Genomic DNA, 18132 nt, shown 5'->3' with positions numbered 1-18132 from the left:
CCTTATGCGGATTCTGTTTAGTCTTGTACTGCTGTTTCTTTTAGGCGCCTGCGCTCCTAAGCTTACAGTGGCTACGATTCAGACTCCTAAGGCTGACAGCATTCGGGTAGATACCATTCCAGCCGCGGTTCCAGCCCCAGCTGCTCCTATCGAAAGCGTAGATCAACAATCAGCTTCTGATGATTTGACTTTCAACTATTTGAAAGCAAAATCAAAGGTGGTTTGGAAGACGAAAGATAATTCAGATACCTATATCGTGGATATCCGGATGAAGAAGGATAGCATTATCTGGGCAAATATTTCCGTTTCGATGATCTCTGGTGCAGCCGTTTTATTTACGAAAGAACGCGTTCAATTTTACCATAAGATTAATAACGAATACACGAATCTAACCTACGATAGTTTAAGTACGAGTTTAGGATTTAAGGTCAACTATGATTTGATTCAAAATATGATTGTAGGAAACCAACCCTACAAGAAAAATAATACCCGACGCGTGGTTCGCGAGAATGAAAATTTCTTAGTGAAACAGCAAGAGGGTCACGTAGAGGTTAATAACTGGGTAGGGCCTAATCGGAAATTAAAGAAATTGTCTGTGAGTGATCTTCCATCATCCAACAAAATGACCTTAGATTATGAGGATTTTGCGAATTTGAATTCTGCAATTTTCCCCTTCTCTAGTTCAATCACCTTAGATGTAAAGAACAAAGAAAATCAGGTGAATCAGACCTTAATTACAATTAAATATTCTAAAGTGGAGTTGTTAGATACCCCTTTGGAATTCCCTTTTAAAGTACCAGCCAAACTATTAAAGCCTTGAAATACCTTTTACTATTATTTACGTTCCTATTATCCAGCTCATCTTTCGCGCAGACTGACAAGAAAGCTGCTTTAGAACAGCAGAAGAAAGATAATTTATCTAAAATTAAGGAACTTAATACGATTATCTCTAGAACTTCGAAGAAGAAAAAAGCGTCCTTAGGTAAGCTTAACGTCTTGAAAGAGCAGATCGGTGTGCAGAAAAAACAGATCACTGTCCTGGAGCAAAATCAACAAATTCTAGCAGAGGAGGCACAAAAATTACGAAATGAGGGCGATGTGTTAAAGGCAAAATTAGAGCGTTTAAAAAAGCAGTATGCCTTGATGATCTATGAGGCCCAAAAAACGTCGTCTGTCTATAATAAGATGAGCTTTCTGTTACTCTCCAATGATATTGGGCAGTTTGTTCGCCGTTTTGATTACCTACGTCATTATTCATCCAATCGCAAAAAGCAAGCAGATTTGATCTTTAAAACCCGTCAGGATTTAATGACTAAAGAGCAGAAAGTGGTTTATAAAAAGCAGGAGGAGAAAAAAGTGCTCGTAGAGAAGGAGGGGGAGAAGAAGAAGTTAGAGGTATTAAAGACTAAAGAAGATAAGGTAGTTACGGTTTTAACACAGCAAGAAAAAAAGTTAAAGACGGAACTAGAGCGTAAAAAATTAGCCGTTCGCAAATTGGATAATTTAATTGCGGGAATCGTGCAGCGAGAGATCCAAAAAAGTATTGAAAGGGAGCGCAAGCTTCGTCAAGCACGTCAGGTGAAGAAAGCAGAGGTAGTAAAACCTGCCTTACCAGAAATAAAGAAGGGGGAGGCGACGAAGATTGCGGCTGAGACAAAATCAGATACTAAATCTGAAAAGAAAGACGCACCTAAAGAAGAGAAAAAAGCGACTGTTGCAGAAGTGAAGAAGCCGAAAGCTGAGCCAGCACCCGCGGAAGAGAAGAAGATCGAAAACAACACCTATTATATGAACGCCGACGAGGCGAAACTTGCAAGTTCCTTCGCTGCTTTACGAGGTCGTATGCCGTTCCCAGTTCCGTCTGGTTTTATTTCGGATCACTTTGGGGTGCACAAACATCCACTTTTAAAGGGAGTGATGATCAATAATAATGGGATAGATATTCAAACTTCTCCTGGTTCGCCTGTACACTCCGTTTATGATGGAGTGGTGCAATCCGTTGTGAATATACCAGGCATCAATATGGTAGTGGCGATTCAGCACGGTGATTATTTTACCGTTTATAGCAAGCTTGCTAATGTTTCAGTTAGTGTGGGAACGCGCGTGAGAACAGGTCAAAGAATCGGTTCTGTTGCTTCAGATGATGATGGGACGGCAGAGATTAACTTCCAGGTTTGGAAAAATACGGTACGCCAAAACCCTGAATCCTGGCTTCGCCGCTAAAATTTGTAGCCCACTTTTAAGCTGATATTGCGTCCTTGATCATCCGCGTAATACCGGAAACGGTTGAGGTAATCTCGGTAAGCTGTATTTAGCGCATTAGTAACTCGAAGCCCTATTTCCACTTTTCCCACATTTACCCCTCCGTTCAGGTTAACCAAGAAATAGCCAGCCGGTGGTTCAGAATAGTCTGTGCCAGCCGCCACCCGGGTTTGAGTAGAAACTTGGGTAACACCCCCGCTCAAATAGGCGTTATTCTTATTAAATCCATAACGTACGGTATAGTCAAATCGATCCGCCGGAATACCTACTAAGTAGGTCGTATTGCGTGTATCAAAGGCGCGAACTAGGCTCGTTTTTTGTTGAATGGACCAATGCGCATTCACGGTGTAGGATGTCTGAAAATCAATTCCTTGAAAACGCGCATCTACTTGTTGGTAGCTAAAAATAGGGAACACACCCCGAACAGTTGTTGCGTAACGGGCAATTCCATCCACCACTTCTGGTTTCAGGTAAATAAAATTTTGGATGTGGTTCGTGTACAAACCCAACTCTATTTCCCAATTTTCTTGCTTATAATTTGTGCTCAAACTTACGTTATAGGCTGTCTCCCCCGCTAATGTAGGATCCCCTACCTCGAAGGCGCCTGCCCCATGGTGGACCCCATTCGAGTAAAGTTCATTTCCTCCCGGAGCGCGGAAAGCGCGCGAAAGGGTAAGTTGCGATTCTGTTCTGTTATTCCAATGATGCGTCAATCCTAAGCTGCCCGATAGCCCTTGGAAGGTTTGCATTTCTCGAAGAATGGTAGACGAAAAATTAGTTTGCGGTCGGTAAGTTTCGATGACCCTCCAATCATAGCGGAGGCCCGATTCAAACTCCCATTTTTCGGTCACTCGCCTTTCCATCACAAAAACGCCCTTGTTTTGTAAGCTAAAGTTGGGCAGTAAACTAGTGGTTAAGTTAGGGCTTAGCACACTTTTTCCTGAGGTTAAATTCGTTTGATCCAAGAAGGTAATCCCCGCTTTTGCTTTCCATTTTTTCGCGGTGTTGGTTTCATCGAAGAGTAATTCACCGCTCCATGTATTTAAATTGAAACGTAGGGTATTAATATTCTTACCCGCTCTCAAGACATCAAGCTCCCATCTTTCATCGGATTGGGTTGCTAGGGTGGCGATAAAACTACTATTGTTTGGAAGAGAATAATGCCCTTTTAATTTAGCTAAATCATGCCAAACATCTTGATTAGGGCGATTAATGCCTCGTATAAAATCAGTTGGAGTAAAGGCAGCTAAGGGTCTTTTTAAGGCGATTGAGCGTTCTAAGTCGGAAATATTCCCAATGTGAGATCCCTCGTAAATACCGATTACACTGTGGAAACGGCTGAAAAAGAACTCGGCTCCCCCTCTTTTAGCGGAATAACCGAGGGCACCTGAAAAATTCTCCTCTTTGATTCCTGTATTACTTAAATAATAATCAGCTGTTTGAATATTACCAGCCTCTTTAAAAGTCCCTTGCAAGCGCCAACCCCATCCCTTCAACCGAGGCAAACCACCTTCTAGCATGCCTGAAATCACCCCTTGTCTGCCATTAGTGAAATAAATGCTTTCTAGGTTACCTTTAATTCCAGCTGTGTCAGGTAGCGCGTTAGGTTCCAGGAGAATAATTCCGCCAATGGCATCCCCACCGTAGCGCAAGCCCGCAGGACCTTTAATCACTTGGATTCTTTTAGAGACGAAGGGGTCGATTTCAGGCGCATGTTCGCTACCCCAGTTTTGGCCTTCTTGTCTGACGCCTTGATTTAAAACAACAACTCTAGTTGAATGCAATCCATGGATAATGGGCTTAGAAACCGTACTTCCCGTTTGCAAACTTTGTACCCCAGGTAAGCCCTTCAGCATTTCGCCTAACGAAAGGCCATCCCGTTGCGAGCGTTCTTCAGCAGTTAATTCTGACTTTAATTGAGACGTAATTTCATGTTTATGACCTTGGACAAGAACCTCTTGTAAATGCTCATCATGCGTAGACAAAAGAAAGTCTTCTTGATGTTCATCCTCTAGGTTAATGGTGGTTTCTATAGGATCGAAACTCGCCATCTGGCAAATGATGGTGTATTTACCAGGACAAAGGTCCTTGATGACGAAAGCTCCTTTTGCATCTGATATGGTCGCTTTATTTGTTCCTTTGATATAAACATACGCCCCTGGGACTTTTTCTTTATTCTCCTTTGAAGCGACTACACCCTTTAATGTACAGCGGCAATTCGTTTGCGCGAAGTCATTGAAAGGAAGGAATGCGAGAAGAATTAAAAGGTATTTCATAAGACAAATAGGGTTTAAAGATAGGTTAAATCCACCTTTTAACCGAATCTTCTTTGACCTAAACGATTAACCCCCTTCCTCAGTCGATGAATGCCCTAATCAAGGCTATAAAAATTTTGTTTAATCTTTTTTAAATTTTTTTAAACAAATTATTTGTTTTGTTTAATCTTTTTATAAATTTGTTGAACAAAACAGATGATCAATATGACAGCTCTTGAGTTTACTTACCAAATAGGCACTTTTTCAAAGTTTTTACGCCCTTTCGCGCTTCGTTTGACGAAGGATGGAGATGATGCAAACGACCTAGTGCAAGATACTTTAGTAAAGGCTTTCACAAATCGTGACAAATACCAAGATGGTACTAACCTGAAAGCTTGGTTATTCACGATCATGAAGAACACCTTCATCACGCAATACCAACGCATGGTGCGCCGCAATACGTTCATCGATACAACTGATAATCTGCATTATATTAATTCGATGGAGTCGCTGCAAGAAAACAATGCGGTGAATTCTTTCATCAGTGAAGATATTCAATCTGCCTTAGCAAAAATTGATTCTATGTACCGCGTGCCCTTTATGTTGTATTTTGAAGGGTTTAAATACCATGAGATTGCGGAAGAATTAGACCTGCCTATCGGTACGGTTAAAAATAGAATTTTTATGGCGAGAAGGGATTTAAAAAACTATCTCCACATGTATGCTTAATGGTTAGTTAATAGGTTTTGATTAGTTTTTTGGTTAACAGAAGGAAGTTAAAAAGTCAGATTTTATCTGGCTTTTTCTTTTTAGGCATTGGGCCAAAAGAAGAATCGGTATATTTGTTAAATTAGAAGAAATTATGAAAAAAGTAGTCGTCATAGGAGCAGGTTTTTCTGGACTTTCAGCTGCAACAGAATTAGCCACGAAAGGATATGATGTCCAAATTTTGGAGAAAAATGATCATGCAGGTGGTCGCGCCCGTGTTTTTCAATCTAATGGTTTCACGTTTGATATGGGTCCATCCTGGTACTGGATGCCGGATATTTTTGAGACGTATTTTGGTCGTTTTGGTAAAAAGCCCTCTGATTATTACGATTTAGTTCGCTTGGATCCCTCTTATTCGGTGATTTTATCCGAAACTGAAACTATCGATTTGCCAGCAAATTACGCTGATTTGAAAAAACTTTTTGAATCCTACGAAGCGGGTGCTGGGGCTCAGTTAGATTCCTTCATGGAGCAAGCGGCCTATAAATACAAAGTAGGAATTCAGAATTTTGTTTGGAAACCTTCTAGAAAAATCACCGAATTTTTAAGCTTAAAATTACTAGTGGATGCTTTACGAATCGATGTGTTCACGTCATTCTATAAGCATATTCGCAAATTCTTTACATCGCCTACCTTATTGAAATTGATGGAATTCCCCATCCTATTCTTGGGCGCGATTTCTGAAAATACGCCTGCGATGTATTCGCTGATGAATTACGCTGAAATCAAATTAGGTACTTGGTATCCCATGGGAGGTATGCACCACATCGTGAAAGGGATGGTGGCATTGGCAGAAGAGAAGGGAGTAAAGATTAGCTATAATGCGGAAGTACAAGGCTTTGAGATCAAGAACGGTAAAGTTTATGGAGTTAAAACGGCACAAGGCTTAATTGTGGCAGATGCTTTCGTGGCAGGTGCAGATTACCACCACGTGGAAGAGTTGCTAGGAGATGGCTTACGTAATTATGATGAAGCTTATTGGGATAAGCGCGTTATGGCGCCTTCATCGCTACTTTTTTACCTCGGAATCTCGAAACGCTTGCCTAATCTAAAGCACCACAATTTATTTTTTGACCGTGATTTTACCGTGCATTCGCACGAAATTTATACGGATCCTTCTTGGCCATCTGATCCACTTTTTTATGCTTCAGCGCCTTCGGTTACAGATCCGTCTGTCGCGCCAGAGGGATGTGAAAATGTCTTTTTATTGATACCAGTTGCACCTGATTTGGAAGATACAGAAGAGGGAAGAGAGAAGTATTTTGAGCAATTAATGGATCGTTTAGAGGCGCATTGTGGTGTTTCCATTCGCGATTCCATTGTGTACAAGCGTTCGTATGCTCACCGAGATTTTAAGTCTGATTACCATGCTTACAAGGGGAATGCTTATGGATTAGCCAATACGCTGATGCAGACGGCGATTTTGAAACCTACATTGAAAAATAAGCACTTGGATAATATGTATTACACTGGACAATTAACGGTTCCAGGCCCGGGTGTACCTCCATCCTTGATTTCGGGGATTGTGGTAGCGACTGAAGTTGATAAAGAATTAAAAGGATAATATGGATTTATATTTACAAGTTTCTCTTGCCTCGAGTAAGTTGTTGACGAAGGCCTATTCGACGTCTTTTTCATTAGGGATTAGAACTCTTGATGAAAAAGTGCATGATGCCATTTATGCCGTTTATGGTTTTGTTCGTTTAGCTGATGAGATTGTGGATACCTTTCACGATCAAGACAAGGCAGCTTTATTACAGCGCTTTCGCGAGGATACCTACCGTGCGATGGAAGAAAAAATTAGCTTAAATCCCATTCTTCATTCCTTTCAATGGGCGGTGAATAAATTCGGAATTGAACGGGAGTTAATTGATGCATTTCTGTATTCCATGGAGTTAGATTTGACTAAAAGGGATTACAGTCCAGCCGAATATAAGCAATACATTTATGGATCAGCCGAAGTGGTGGGTTTGATGTGCTTGCGCGTTTTCTGTGATGGAAATCCAGCCGAATATGCCTCTTTGAGGGATGACGCCTGCGCCTTAGGTTCAGCCTTCCAAAAAATCAACTTCCTCCGCGACATTCGCTCCGATTATGATGAACGCGGTCGCGTTTATTTCCCAGGTGTCGATTTTACGACATTTACGGATGCCGAGAAAAAAGAAATTGAAGCGGATATTCAATTAGATTTTGATGCTGGATTGCGCGGAATTCACCGTTTGCCTGCCGTCGCACGCAAAGGCTGCTTGTTAGCCTATGAATATTATATACGACTTTTTGAAAAAATTAAATCCTTGCCTGCATCGCGAATTAAAGAAGAGCGAATTCGAGTGGCTGACTGGGAGAAGATGTTTATTTATTTCCAATTAGCCTTACGTAAGTAACGTGGAATTAGTTGCCTTGCTAGCCATTATGGCTTTTCTATACGCCTCCGTAGGACACGGTGGCGCCAGCGGCTACCTGGCTGTGATGGCACTTTTTGCTATTGCACCTCCTGTCATGAAGCAAACGGCTTTATTGCTGAACCTCGGAGTTTCGCTCATGTCCTTTATCGCCTTCTACAGACAAGGCTATTTTAAGTGGACGTTGTTTTGGCCCTTCGCGCTCGGTTCTATTCCGGCAGCTTATCTAGGCGCCAGTATTCCTTTAGCAGATTCCACGTATAAGCAGATTTTAGGGGCATGCCTTTTTTTAGCAGTTATTAGAATGTTGCTTACCTTAAAAGAGTCGGAACCGCGTAAGCTAAATCTAGGAATGGGGGTTTTAGCCGGGGCAGCGATTGGTATACTATCCGGAATGATCGGCATCGGGGGAGGAATCATACTGAGTCCACTTTTATTGCTTTTCCGTTGGGCTTCGTTAAAAGAAGCGGCAGCCGTTTCAGCCCTGTTTATTTTTGTGAATTCCGTTTCTGGTTTAGCCGGGTTGAAAACCTGGATTCCGATTGATCAATCTCAAATGATGTATTGGTTAGCGGCGTCCTTAGTTGGAGGTTTTTTAGGAGCACGTTGGGGAGCATCCATTGCTTCGAATGCAAAGGTGAAATGGATTTTGGCTTTAGTACTTGTTATTGCATCGTTAAAATTGTGGTTTGTTTAAAAGAGTATGATAGAAAACGTAAATCAGGATACGGGCTTTGGGGATAAAACCTCGGATATGGGTGGCCGAATGGTCAACAAGGACGGAACTTTTAATATCAAACGAATAGGAATCAGTGTACGAGATCGTGCTAGTGGGTACCAGAGTATGTTGACGATGCCGCGTTGGCGATTCTTAGCCATAATTTTTATCTTCTATTTCTTAATCAACTGCTTTTTTACGGCCTTATATTGGCTCGCTGGACCTTCGGGTCTAGAAGGGGTGGAGAAGGTTAAGTTTTGGGGAAGAATTAAGGAATTGTTCTTTTTTTCTACACAGACCTTTACGACGGTGGGATATGGCCGAGTGAATCCGGTAGGAGAGTTAACGAACTGGATTGCGGCAATTGAATCATTATAATCGGATTTCTTTCTTTTGCCATCGCTGCGGGTCTATTGTATGGTCGGTTTTCTCGCCCCAGGTCCTTTATTCGGTTTTCAGAAAGTATGGTTTTTGCAAATTACCGACAGGGTAAGGCCTTTATGTTTCGCTTGGTTTGCTACAAGGATGACCACTTGCTAACGAATGCGGAAGTGAAATTGAATGCTCGAATTGTGACGAAGAACCAGGGTTATCAATTCTTTAATTTGAAATTAGAGCGGAGTCACGTGGACAGTTTGGTGTTAAACTGGACGGTAGTTCATCCGATTGATGAGGATTCCCCTTTTTATGGATTGTCCCAAAAAGAAATAGTGAACCTCCAACCCGAAATTTCTGCTTATCTGACAGGATTTGATGAAGTCTATTCTAGCGTCGTTGTGGCCCGAGTGTCCTATGCGATCAAAGACTTTAAGTTTGGCTTTAGATTTTTACCCATGTATTTCAGCCGAAACCAGCGGACTGAACTAGATCTTGCTAAATTAAACTTGATCGATCAAGAATAAAAAAAGCCCCGATCACTCGGGGCTTTTCAATTTAATTTTTCGATCCAGTAACCGCTCCAGCTTTCTCTTTTGCGTTCTTGGCTTCTTGCATCGGGTTAGCCCCTCCGCTATACGTTCTGCCCTGCATCTTGAATAACTGCACCTTGGTAGGTTGAGCCGGTTCACGAGGGAATGCGTTGTCCTCTGTATCGATGTCTGCGATTTCGTAGAATGGATCTAATGTCCATTTCACTACTTTCTTCGAAGTAGGAATGATTTTCTTCGCCGTCACATCGTTCAAGCGCCAAACCTCCGCCGGGAAGCGTAACACTTCATCTGTGCCATCTTCGTAGCTCAATCGAACAATCACTGGCATGGGTAAACCACCTTTGTTCTTGAAGTTAACCACGTAGAAGTTTTTTCCCTCTGTAACTAATTTTTTCTCGTCCTCATTCAAGGACGCCATATAGTCTTGGTATTTCTTCTTGTCTGCTTCCGTAGGAGCGAAACGATCGTAGGTATTGTAGAAGTCCGTCATATCTGGATTTTCCTCCACTACCGTACGCTTGATATCTGTTTTATTGCGAATAGATGACATTGTTTTGCCTTTCGCCTCTGCTACCGCCTTATCTCCTGCCTTTTTGATCGCTGGATCTTGGGTATCTATACCGAACCATTCCACCGTCTCAATCGACTGATTCACCGGCTCCGTTCCATAGAACCAACCTCTCCAGAACCAATCTAAATCCACGCCTGACGCATCTTCTAAGGTACGGAAGAAGTCAGCTGGATAAGGTTGCTTGAATGCCCAACGGCGTGCATATTCTTTAAAGGCATAATCGAATAATTCGCGTCCCATGATCGTTTCACGAAGGATGTTCAACGCCGCAGCTGGTTTGGCATAAGCATTATTTCCAAAATCCATGATATTCTCCGAGTTCGCCATGATAGGCACTTGGTTCTTCGAATCTAAACGCATGTAGGGAACAATGCTTTGTGCCTCTCCGCGACGTGCTGGAAAGTTGCGATCCCATTCTTGCTCGGCTAAGTATTGGCAGAAGGTATTTAAACCCTCATCCATCCAAGACCATTGACGCTCGTCTGAGTTCACAATCATAGGGAAGAAGTTATGTCCTACCTCGTGGATAATTACCCCAATCATTCCGTTTTTCACATTCTCGGTGTAGGTGCCATCTGGTTCTGGACGACCGCCATTAAAGGAAATCATTGGATATTCCATTCCACCACCTGCTGTAGAGTGACAAGAAATGGCCACTGGATACGGGTAAGCGATGGTTCTCTTCGAATACGATCGAAGGGTGTGTGCCACGACCATGGTCGAATATTTACCCCAAAGTGGATTACCTTCCTTCGAATAGTACGACATTGCCCATACTTTTTTGCCTTCTACATCGACTTGCATGGCATCCCAAATGAATTTACGCGATGCCGTGAAAGCAAAGTCACGTACGTTATCAGCCTTGTAAACCCATGTTTTCTTTCCAGTAGGAACGCTTTTCTCAGCTTTGATCGCTTCGTCTTGGGTTACGATTTCCACCGGGCGAGTCGCCGTTTTTGCTTGCTCCCAACGCTTCAATTGAGTAGCTGTCAATACTTGGTTCGGGTTTAATAGTTCACCACCGGCCCCTACGACAATGTCATTAGGCGCTGTGATCGCTACTTTGTAATTCCCAAAATTCAACGTGAATTCCCCTTGGCCCATAAATTGCTTATGCTGCCAGCCATACACGTCATTGTAAACAGCTAAGCGTGGGAACCAGTGTGCGATGAAATAATTGGCAATGTTTTCTTTGCCTAATACTTCATAGCCAGAACGGCCATAATAAGCCGTGATCAAATAATTCCAATCGATGCCAAAGCTCAAGGACGCACCCGATTTCAAAGGAGTAGGTAAGTCAATACGCATCATTGTTTGGTTGATCGTGTGACGTAATGGGTTACCTTTTGCATCTTTCACGGCAGTGATTTTATAGCCGTAATCTTTCGGATCTGTTAATTCTTGGAAAGCACCTGCACTGATGCCATTCTTGATTTCCCCCGTCTTGGTTGTTTTACCTGGTGCATTTTTCTCAAATAGATTTTGGTCTAATTGAATCCATAAGTAAGGCAAATCATCCGGAGAATTATTGTAATAGGTAATCGTCTCTGATCCGATGATCTTACGGTTGATGTCGTCTAATTCGACTTTGATATCATAATCTGCGCGTTGTTGCCAGTAGTCCTTGCCTGGAGAACCACTCGCGGTTCTGTAGGAATTGGGCGTGGGCAAAGTCGATTCCAATTGCTCGAATCGGTTATTTGCGTTATACGAAGTTTGTGCTTTCGCGGGTAACAGAAGAACTGTTAGCGCTACTAAATGGAGTAGTTTTTTAAGCATGTTGAAAAGGTTATTTTTTGCAAAATAGTGATTTTTTAGGAAAAAAACAGCTGTGCTAATCTGTGCTAAATTATATTTGTAAATAATAGGATGATTATGTAGTTTTGGAACATTCAAAAAATAAAGCAGTCTATCTTATGAGCGTAATCATTGGTCAAAAAGAATATTTCAAAGGCATTGGTCAAATCAAGTTTGAAGGTGCAGAGTCAGATAACCCTTTAGCTTTCCGTTATTATGACGAGAATCGCATCGTTGCTGGTAAGAGCATGAAGGAGCATCTTCGTTTTGCCATTGCCTATTGGCATTCTTTCTGTGGCAATGGAGCAGATCCTTTTGGACCTGGTACGCACCATTATCCTTGGGATGTGGCGAGTGATGCGCGTCAGCGTGCGGCCGATAAAGCCGATGCTGCTTTTGAATTCATCACGAAGATGGGTGCTCCTTACTATTGTTTCCACGATGTGGATGCGATTGACGGGCATAATGATCCGAAGGAATTTGGTGATCGCGTGAAATTCATCACGGATATTTTTGCCAAAAAACAAGCAGAAAGCGGTGTAAAACTTTTGTGGGGAACGGCGAACTTGTTCTCAAATGAGCGTTACATGAACGGCGCATCTACGAACCCGAATTTTGAAGTAGTGGCTCACGCAGGTGCTCAATTAAAAGGTGCAATCGATGCAACCATCACCTTAGGAGGAGAAGGCTATGTGTTCTGGGGAGGTCGCGAAGGCTACATGAGCTTATTGAATACGAACATGAAATTAGAGCGCGAAAATTTCGCTCGCATGTTGCATACTTGTGTAGAATATGCACGCCGCAATGGTTTCAAAGGTAAATTTTTCATCGAACCTAAGCCTTGTGAGCCTACGAAACACCAATACGATTACGATGCGGCAACGGTGATTGGTTTCTTACGCGAGTTCGATTTATTATCGGAATTTGGCCTAAACCTAGAAGTAAACCACGCTACTTTAGCTGGACACACCTTTGCACACGAATGCCAAGTGGCTTCAGACGCTGGTATGTTAGCGTCTATCGATGCGAACCGCGGAGATACGCAAAACGGCTGGGATACGGATCAATTCCCGACGGACATTTACGAATGGGCGGAGGCGATGTCAATCATCTTGAAGCAAGGTGGATTAGCGGGTGGTGGAATTAACTTTGACGCGAAACGTCGTCGTAATTCAACCGATATGGCTGATTTATTCTATGCGCACATCGGTGGTATGGATACGATTGCTCGTTCTTTATTGATCGCTGAGAAAATCGCGAAACATGGCGAGATGGATCGCTTGAAAGCGGAGCGTTATGCGAGTTTTATCTCGGGTAAAGGAGCGGATTATGCGGCGGGTAAATTGAAATTAGAAGATTTATACAAAATCGCAATCGAGGTAGGCGAGCCTGCACAGATCTCTGGCAAGCAAGAATACTTAGAGAATTTGTTAGGCCGTTTTGTTTAAAAATACGTAATTCGGGGAATGAAAAGATGTTTTTTACTCCTTCTGTTATTTACCTCTAGATTTATAGCGACAGCAGGGTCATCCGATGATCCTGCTGTTTTTTCTACCGCTAAGCCCTGGGCTTATTGGTGGTGGCCAGGGAGTGCGGTGACCGAGAAAGGAATCACGCATAATCTGGAGAATTTTAAGAAAGCTGGTTTTGGCGGTCTCCACATCATTCCCATCTACGGGGCTAAGGGCTCAGAAGCCTTATTTCAAAATTATTTAAGTTCAGGCTGGCAAGCGAAATTCTTCTTTACTTTGAAAGAGGCGAAGCGTTTAGGACTAGGAATCGATATGACGATGGGGACGGGTTGGCCTTTGGGCGGACCTACGATCACAGAGAAAGAGGCAGCAAAAAAATACCAATTCGTGGATGGCGTATTTACGACAGGTTTAACCGGCCAAAAAGTCAAACGCGCCGCTCCCGGCGGAGAGGGACTCGTCCTCGATCACTTCGATATGAAGGCCTTTGCCAAATACAGCCACACCTTTGTTCCCCTTTTAAAGAAGTCTCATTCCCCTTTGAGAGCCATCTATAATGACTCTTACGAGGCCTATGGATCGAATTATACGCCGGATTTATTTCCCGCTTTTCAGCGATTAAACGGTTATGATCTGCGCAAACACTTCGATGTGTTAGCTAAGAAGAAGGCGGAGTCAGAAGAAGAAAATCAGATTTTTGCGGATTACCACCGGACGATGTCGACCTTGTTGCAGCGCAATTTTGTCTTGCCTTTCGATCATTGGATTAATTCCATGGGCTTTACCTCTCGAAATCAAGCACATGGTTCGCCCGGTAATTTGTTAGATATTTATTCAGCGGCAGATATTCCGGAGGCGGAGTTTTTTGGTTCGAAACCTTTCGATATCCCAGGCTACCGCGTGGATCCGGAATATGATTCCACCACATTTGGGATTCCAGATATTCGTGCGTTGAAGCTGGCGAGCTCGGCAGCGAATTTGACAGGGAAGAAATTGGTTTCGGCGGAAACGGCGACTTGGCTAGGCAATCACTTCAAAGTTTCGATCGCTCAAGTGAAGCCGGTGTTAGACCAGGTTTTTGTGGGAGGTGTGAATCATGTCTTTTTCCATGGCGCAACCTATTCTCCACCTGAGGTTGCTTGGCCGGGGTGGTTATTTTATGCGAGTACGAACTTTAATCCCCAAAGTCATTTTTGGGAGGCGATGCCCGCATTGAATAAATACATTGAAAATGTGCAGACGATGCTGCAGGCAAATCCGACGGATAGCGATGCCTTACTGTATTTCCCGATGGAGGATGTTTGGCATGCAAACAACGGATCAGGTAAATTACATACGCTGGAATTGCACGCGAATAGCCGGGAATGGTTGAAGAATACCTCTTTTGGGCAGTGGGCGGGGTTATTACAAGACAAGGGATTCTCGGTGGATTATATCTCGGATGAATTAATGTCTGATTTGGAATTGACGCCTGGTAAAACCTTTAAAACGCGCTCAGGTGGTAATTACAAAGTCTTGTTAATTCCGGCGGCACATTATATTTCGGTGGAGACCTTAGAGCGTCTGGCGAAATGGGTAAAACAAGGTTATCCAGTTTATTTCTTGGAACATTTGCCACTCCATTTGAATACGTTTCATCAGACGAAAGAGGCCAAAGAACGTTGGGAGTCTGCCCGCAGCGCCTTATTAATGCGCGTACTTTCAGACCCAGCAGATCAGCTTACTCGTTTAGGAGTTTCTACCGAGCCAATCGCTACTAAAGGATTATCTTTTATTCGAAAGAAGACTCCGAATGGCGCCGCCTATTTTATAACCAATCTACATTCTCGTTTCACCGAAGGAAAAATTTCCTTGAAGAAGCTTTCAGGTAATGTAGAGATTTGGGATCCACTAACGGATTCGAAAACCTATAGTAAAAAAGGATCAGATGTCTGGCTATCCTTAGCACCGGGTCAAAGTGTGATTATTCAGCCTGTGGCTAAAATTCCTTCTTTAGTGGTGCCACCAGCTCTTAAAGTTAAAACAGAAATCGAACCTACCAATCTGCGCGTTCAGATAGATTCTAAAACGATAGCATTGCCAGATTTCAACTATTATACCTCGCTAGATACATCGTTGGCTGCCACCCCATCTGCCAGGTATACGTTCGACTTAAAATTGTCACCCGATCAAATCGCTAACGCGAAAGTACTTCATCTAGCAGAATTGAGCGATATGGCGAAGGTTCGAATCAATGGGAAAGACATCGGGATGATCTGGTCACTTCCTTTCCAACTCGCCATTCCAGTCGGAATTTTGCAGGAGCAAAATCAAGTGGAGATAGAAGTGGTTTCGAATTCAGCGAACCGTATTCGGAAGATGGATCAAAAGGGAATGATTTGGAAGAATTTCTATGAGATCAATTTTGTGGATATTCGCTATAAGCCTTTTGATGCCTCTAAATGGGCAATCGAGGAGGGGGGAATGAAAGGCAAACTTTATTTTACGAATCGATGAATCCCTTTGTTAAAGCGATAACAGAAGCCTTACGCGATCTTGGGGATGCTGATAATGCCTTTTGGATGCGCAAATACATGCGGGAAAAATACCCTTTTCTGGGGGTGAAAAAACCAGAGCGTCACGAGGTTTTTAAGGCCTTGTACAAGCAATACGGATCTTCTGAAGATTGGTTTGAAATATCCAAAGAACTATTTGCGATGCCGGAACGCGAGTTTCAATATGTCGCCATGGAGTATGTGAAAAAGGCCAAAAAATCATGGGACTCTCGATTACCTTCTTTGTTCGAAGAATGGGTAGGCGAGGAGTCTTGGTGGGATGTGGTGGACTTTTTAGCGCCACAAATTTTAGGCCCTTATTTCCTGCAATTCCCTGCCGAAAGAGACCTTTGGATAAACAGGTGGATGAATTCTGGGAACTTCTGGTTGCAGCGCGTATGCTTAGTTTTTTCTCTAGGGTATAAAGACAAAACGGATACTGTTTTGCTGGCGAAAACCATTCAAGCACTGAGTTCTTCCAAGGAATTTTTCATCCAAAAAGCGATCGGTTGGGCGCTAAGACAATATGCGCGAACGGATGCGGAATGGGTGTTGGATTTTGTCGAGAATAATGCGTTGGCCCCGCTGAGTAAACGCGAGGCCTTGAAGCATTTGTAACTATCTCTTCTTTTTAATGATCGCCAGTTCGTGCGCCGTGTCATAATACGAGCGCAGGTTCGACCAATCGAACGTGTCCGCAATGCTTTCCACGCGGTTACGCTGGGTGATTCGATCACGCTGGGATTGCTGTACGAATTTGAACAACAGATTCGCTAATTGCTCCGCCGCTTCTTGGTACGATTGCGTCTTGCGATTCACTACGCTCACGCCCCATTGTTCGTAATCGCGCATAATCTGCATCATATAATCGCCAAAACCCGAAAGATCCGACGTCACCGTAGGTACCCCGCGCGCCATACATTCGAGTGGAGTATAACCCCAAGGCTCATAATAGCTTGGGAAAACGCCCAAATGGCAACCGCGCACGAATTGGCCATAATCTAAACCGAAAAGCGGATTCGTAGATACGATGAAGTCCGGGTGGTAGACCACTTTGACCTTATCATCAGGGTTATTCAATAGATTCGTCCGGTGTAAATTCCGAATGATATCGTCTTCTTGCTTTAATAGGTGCGTCACGACTTTAGGACGTGCCTTCGTCTTCCAGGTTTGCACCGTTCTGCGCAAACGCATCCGCCAATACTCATCCACGAAGGCATTTAAATCAGGCAACTGCAGATCGCTGGATGATGCGGAGGCCTTGAATAAATGTTCGCCCACCTGCTTCTCAATCGCGTGGCAGTTCTCTCTGATTTCATCCAAAACCGCGCGGGAATGCAATACTTCAGGGTCGATCGAATGATACGGTTGTTTTGTCACAAAGAACATCACGACTGTTTTCTTCGAACCTGCCTCTTTCATCTTGCGATTCAAAATCGCCAAGGCATCCAAGGTAATATCGTATCCCTTATTCGAATACTCGAAACGTCCGGAGGTAAATAGGTATAAGGTTTGGTCTAGGTCAAAGGGTTGGCTTTGGAAGAAGTGTCCCATCACGAAGTTCGAGATGCTCTCTTTGTATTTTGAGTGCAAGTTTTGGTGTTCGTGCAAGGCGGCAAAACGCTGGATATTTAAGCCGTTTGGCAAAATTAATTCTGGAATGCGGCCTAAGAAATACTGGCATTCTTTGGCGGTAATATCGCTGACGGTGGTTAGCACATCTGCTTTTTGGGCCGCGGCGCGCTCGAAACACGCCTGTGCCTCGATACCATAATGCTTCGCCTCTTTGTGCCAGTCGAAGTTCTCGATGACGTCATAGAAATTAGGCACATTGCCGGCTAAATAGCGGCCTAGCATCGTCGCGTGCGTGGTGAACACGGTCGAGATTTTAACCTTGTCTTTCTTCAAATCCGGCAAGCCAGTAGACGCCATCCACTCGTGGAAATGCGCCACTAGTTGCGTTTTATTTTTATTTTCTTCAGCCACCTCGGTTAATAGGAGGCGAATCATCTCCCCAAAAACAATCGTTTGGTCCACTAAATCCTCTACTCCTAAGGTCGAAATCTTGTGGTTATCCCAAATACGTCCTTTGATCGCATTGACTTCTGGTAACAAGGTTTCCAGTTCAAAAAGTACGATTTTTGGTTTTCCGGTGATCAACCAATAACCATAATGAATACCTAAACCTTTCTGGCGCAAGCTGATAATCGCACGACCCAGTGGCGTTTCATCCGTGACTGGCATAGGTTCAAATTCTGCGGAAGCCGTTTGGGGGAAATAGGGACCTAATAAGGCATAATCGTCGCCCCATTTTTCGACCATAGATGGTACTTTGGTCCTAATTACCGTGTAAATTCCACCCACCTGATTACAGGTTTCCCATGCAATTTCAAACAAATATTTTTTCTTCTCTGCTGCCATAAA

14 protein-coding genes are annotated in these 18132 nt (G+C 43.3%); 11 read left to right on the top strand and 3 right to left on the bottom strand.

The window, feature by feature from the left end:
- Positions 1 to 4 precede the first annotated feature (4 nt).
- A complete protein-coding gene (locus tag ACRZ9O_RS04785; RefSeq protein ID WP_459456873.1) occupies positions 5 to 820 on the top strand; it encodes a DUF4292 domain-containing protein in 816 nt (271 codons plus the stop codon).
- Positions 817 to 2223 (top strand): murein hydrolase activator EnvC family protein, encoded by a 1407-nt coding sequence (locus ACRZ9O_RS04780; RefSeq protein WP_459456871.1) that lies wholly within the window; start codon positions 817 to 819, stop codon positions 2221 to 2223. The genes ACRZ9O_RS04785 and ACRZ9O_RS04780 overlap by 4 nt, the downstream gene beginning before the upstream one ends.
- On the opposite strand, the gene ACRZ9O_RS04775 is transcribed toward ACRZ9O_RS04780, so the two are convergent.
- Positions 2220 to 4538 (bottom strand): TonB-dependent receptor, encoded by a 2319-nt coding sequence (locus ACRZ9O_RS04775; protein ID WP_459456869.1) that lies wholly within the window; start codon positions 4536 to 4538, stop codon positions 2220 to 2222. The two genes, ACRZ9O_RS04780 and ACRZ9O_RS04775, sit on opposite strands and share 4 nt — an antisense overlap.
- A 204-nt stretch (positions 4539 to 4742) precedes the next feature.
- Here ACRZ9O_RS04775 and ACRZ9O_RS04770 point away from each other — a divergent pair, with 204 nt between their 5' ends.
- From ACRZ9O_RS04770 to ACRZ9O_RS04745, 6 genes are all read left to right on the top strand, one after another.
- The gene (locus ACRZ9O_RS04770; RefSeq protein WP_459457042.1) at positions 4743 to 5246 is read left to right on the top strand and encodes an RNA polymerase sigma factor; all 504 of its coding nucleotides are present in this window, start codon (positions 4743 to 4745) and stop codon (positions 5244 to 5246) included.
- Between the two features lie 133 nt (positions 5247 to 5379).
- Positions 5380 to 6849, top strand: coding sequence for a phytoene desaturase family protein (locus ACRZ9O_RS04765; RefSeq protein ID WP_459456867.1), 1470 nt, complete (start codon positions 5380 to 5382; stop codon positions 6847 to 6849).
- A gap of 1 nt (position 6850) precedes the next feature.
- A complete protein-coding gene (locus ACRZ9O_RS04760) occupies positions 6851 to 7669 on the top strand; it encodes a phytoene/squalene synthase family protein (protein ID WP_459456865.1) in 819 nt (272 codons plus the stop codon).
- A gap of 1 nt (position 7670) precedes the next feature.
- Positions 7671 to 8384, top strand: a complete 714-nt coding sequence (locus ACRZ9O_RS04755) for a sulfite exporter TauE/SafE family protein (RefSeq protein ID WP_459456863.1) — start codon at positions 7671 to 7673, stop codon at positions 8382 to 8384.
- A gap of 6 nt (positions 8385 to 8390) precedes the next feature.
- Positions 8391 to 8783: an ion channel gene (locus ACRZ9O_RS04750; protein WP_459456861.1), complete on the top strand. Its 393-nt coding sequence runs from the start codon at positions 8391 to 8393 to the stop codon at positions 8781 to 8783.
- 35 nt (positions 8784 to 8818) lie between these two features.
- Positions 8819 to 9307: a hypothetical protein gene (locus ACRZ9O_RS04745; protein ID WP_459456859.1), complete on the top strand. Its 489-nt coding sequence runs from the start codon at positions 8819 to 8821 to the stop codon at positions 9305 to 9307.
- A gap of 31 nt (positions 9308 to 9338) precedes the next feature.
- Here the strand turns inward: ACRZ9O_RS04745 and ACRZ9O_RS04740 are convergent, their stop codons facing one another.
- Positions 9339 to 11684, bottom strand: coding sequence for a M1 family metallopeptidase (locus ACRZ9O_RS04740; RefSeq protein WP_459456857.1), 2346 nt, complete (start codon positions 11682 to 11684; stop codon positions 9339 to 9341).
- 137 nt (positions 11685 to 11821) lie between these two features.
- Here ACRZ9O_RS04740 and xylA point away from each other — a divergent pair, with 137 nt between their 5' ends.
- The 3 genes from xylA to ACRZ9O_RS04725 are packed head-to-tail and all read left to right on the top strand — an operon-like array spanning position 11822 to position 16326.
- Entirely contained in the window at positions 11822 to 13150 is a 1329-nt protein-coding gene (xylA, locus tag ACRZ9O_RS04735) for a xylose isomerase (RefSeq protein WP_459456855.1), read from the top strand.
- Between the two features lie 18 nt (positions 13151 to 13168).
- The gene (locus tag ACRZ9O_RS04730) at positions 13169 to 15670 is read left to right on the top strand and encodes a glycosyl hydrolase (RefSeq protein ID WP_459456853.1); all 2502 of its coding nucleotides are present in this window, start codon (positions 13169 to 13171) and stop codon (positions 15668 to 15670) included.
- Positions 15667 to 16326, top strand: a complete 660-nt coding sequence (locus ACRZ9O_RS04725; protein WP_459456851.1) for a DNA alkylation repair protein — start codon at positions 15667 to 15669, stop codon at positions 16324 to 16326. Before ACRZ9O_RS04730 ends, ACRZ9O_RS04725 begins: the two co-directional genes overlap by 4 nt.
- On the opposite strand, the gene ACRZ9O_RS04720 is transcribed toward ACRZ9O_RS04725, so the two are convergent.
- Positions 16327 to 18129, bottom strand: a complete 1803-nt coding sequence (locus tag ACRZ9O_RS04720; protein ID WP_459456849.1) for a glycosyltransferase — start codon at positions 18127 to 18129, stop codon at positions 16327 to 16329.
- Positions 18130 to 18132: the final 3 nt, after the last annotated feature.

Source organism: Aquirufa sp. HETE-40SA, assembly GCF_054558635.1.
Note: the sequence above shows the minus strand (reverse complement) of the source record. Positions and strands in the feature narration are given on the sequence as shown.

Bases quoted from the DNA above. Each gene is read 5' to 3' on its own strand.
- ACRZ9O_RS04785 (WP_459456873.1), top strand. From the start codon at position 5: ATGCGGATTCTGTTTAGTCTTGTACTGCTGTTTCTTTTAGGCGCCTGC.
- ACRZ9O_RS04750 (WP_459456861.1), top strand. From the start codon at position 8,391: ATGATAGAAAACGTAAATCAGGATACGGGCTTTGGGGATAAAACCTCG.
- ACRZ9O_RS04760 (WP_459456865.1), top strand. From the start codon at position 6,851: ATGGATTTATATTTACAAGTTTCTCTTGCCTCGAGTAAGTTGTTGACG.
- ACRZ9O_RS04725 (WP_459456851.1), top strand. From the start codon at position 15,667: ATGAATCCCTTTGTTAAAGCGATAACAGAAGCCTTACGCGATCTTGGG.
- xylA (WP_459456855.1), top strand. From the start codon at position 11,822: ATGAGCGTAATCATTGGTCAAAAAGAATATTTCAAAGGCATTGGTCAA.
- ACRZ9O_RS04720 (WP_459456849.1), bottom strand. From the start codon at position 18,129: ATGGCAGCAGAGAAGAAAAAATATTTGTTTGAAATTGCATGGGAAACC.
- ACRZ9O_RS04730 (WP_459456853.1), top strand. From the start codon at position 13,169: ATGAAAAGATGTTTTTTACTCCTTCTGTTATTTACCTCTAGATTTATA.
- ACRZ9O_RS04775 (WP_459456869.1), bottom strand. From the start codon at position 4,538: ATGAAATACCTTTTAATTCTTCTCGCATTCCTTCCTTTCAATGACTTC.
- ACRZ9O_RS04740 (WP_459456857.1), bottom strand. From the start codon at position 11,684: ATGCTTAAAAAACTACTCCATTTAGTAGCGCTAACAGTTCTTCTGTTA.
- ACRZ9O_RS04765 (WP_459456867.1), top strand. From the start codon at position 5,380: ATGAAAAAAGTAGTCGTCATAGGAGCAGGTTTTTCTGGACTTTCAGCT.
- ACRZ9O_RS04770 (WP_459457042.1), top strand. From the start codon at position 4,743: ATGACAGCTCTTGAGTTTACTTACCAAATAGGCACTTTTTCAAAGTTT.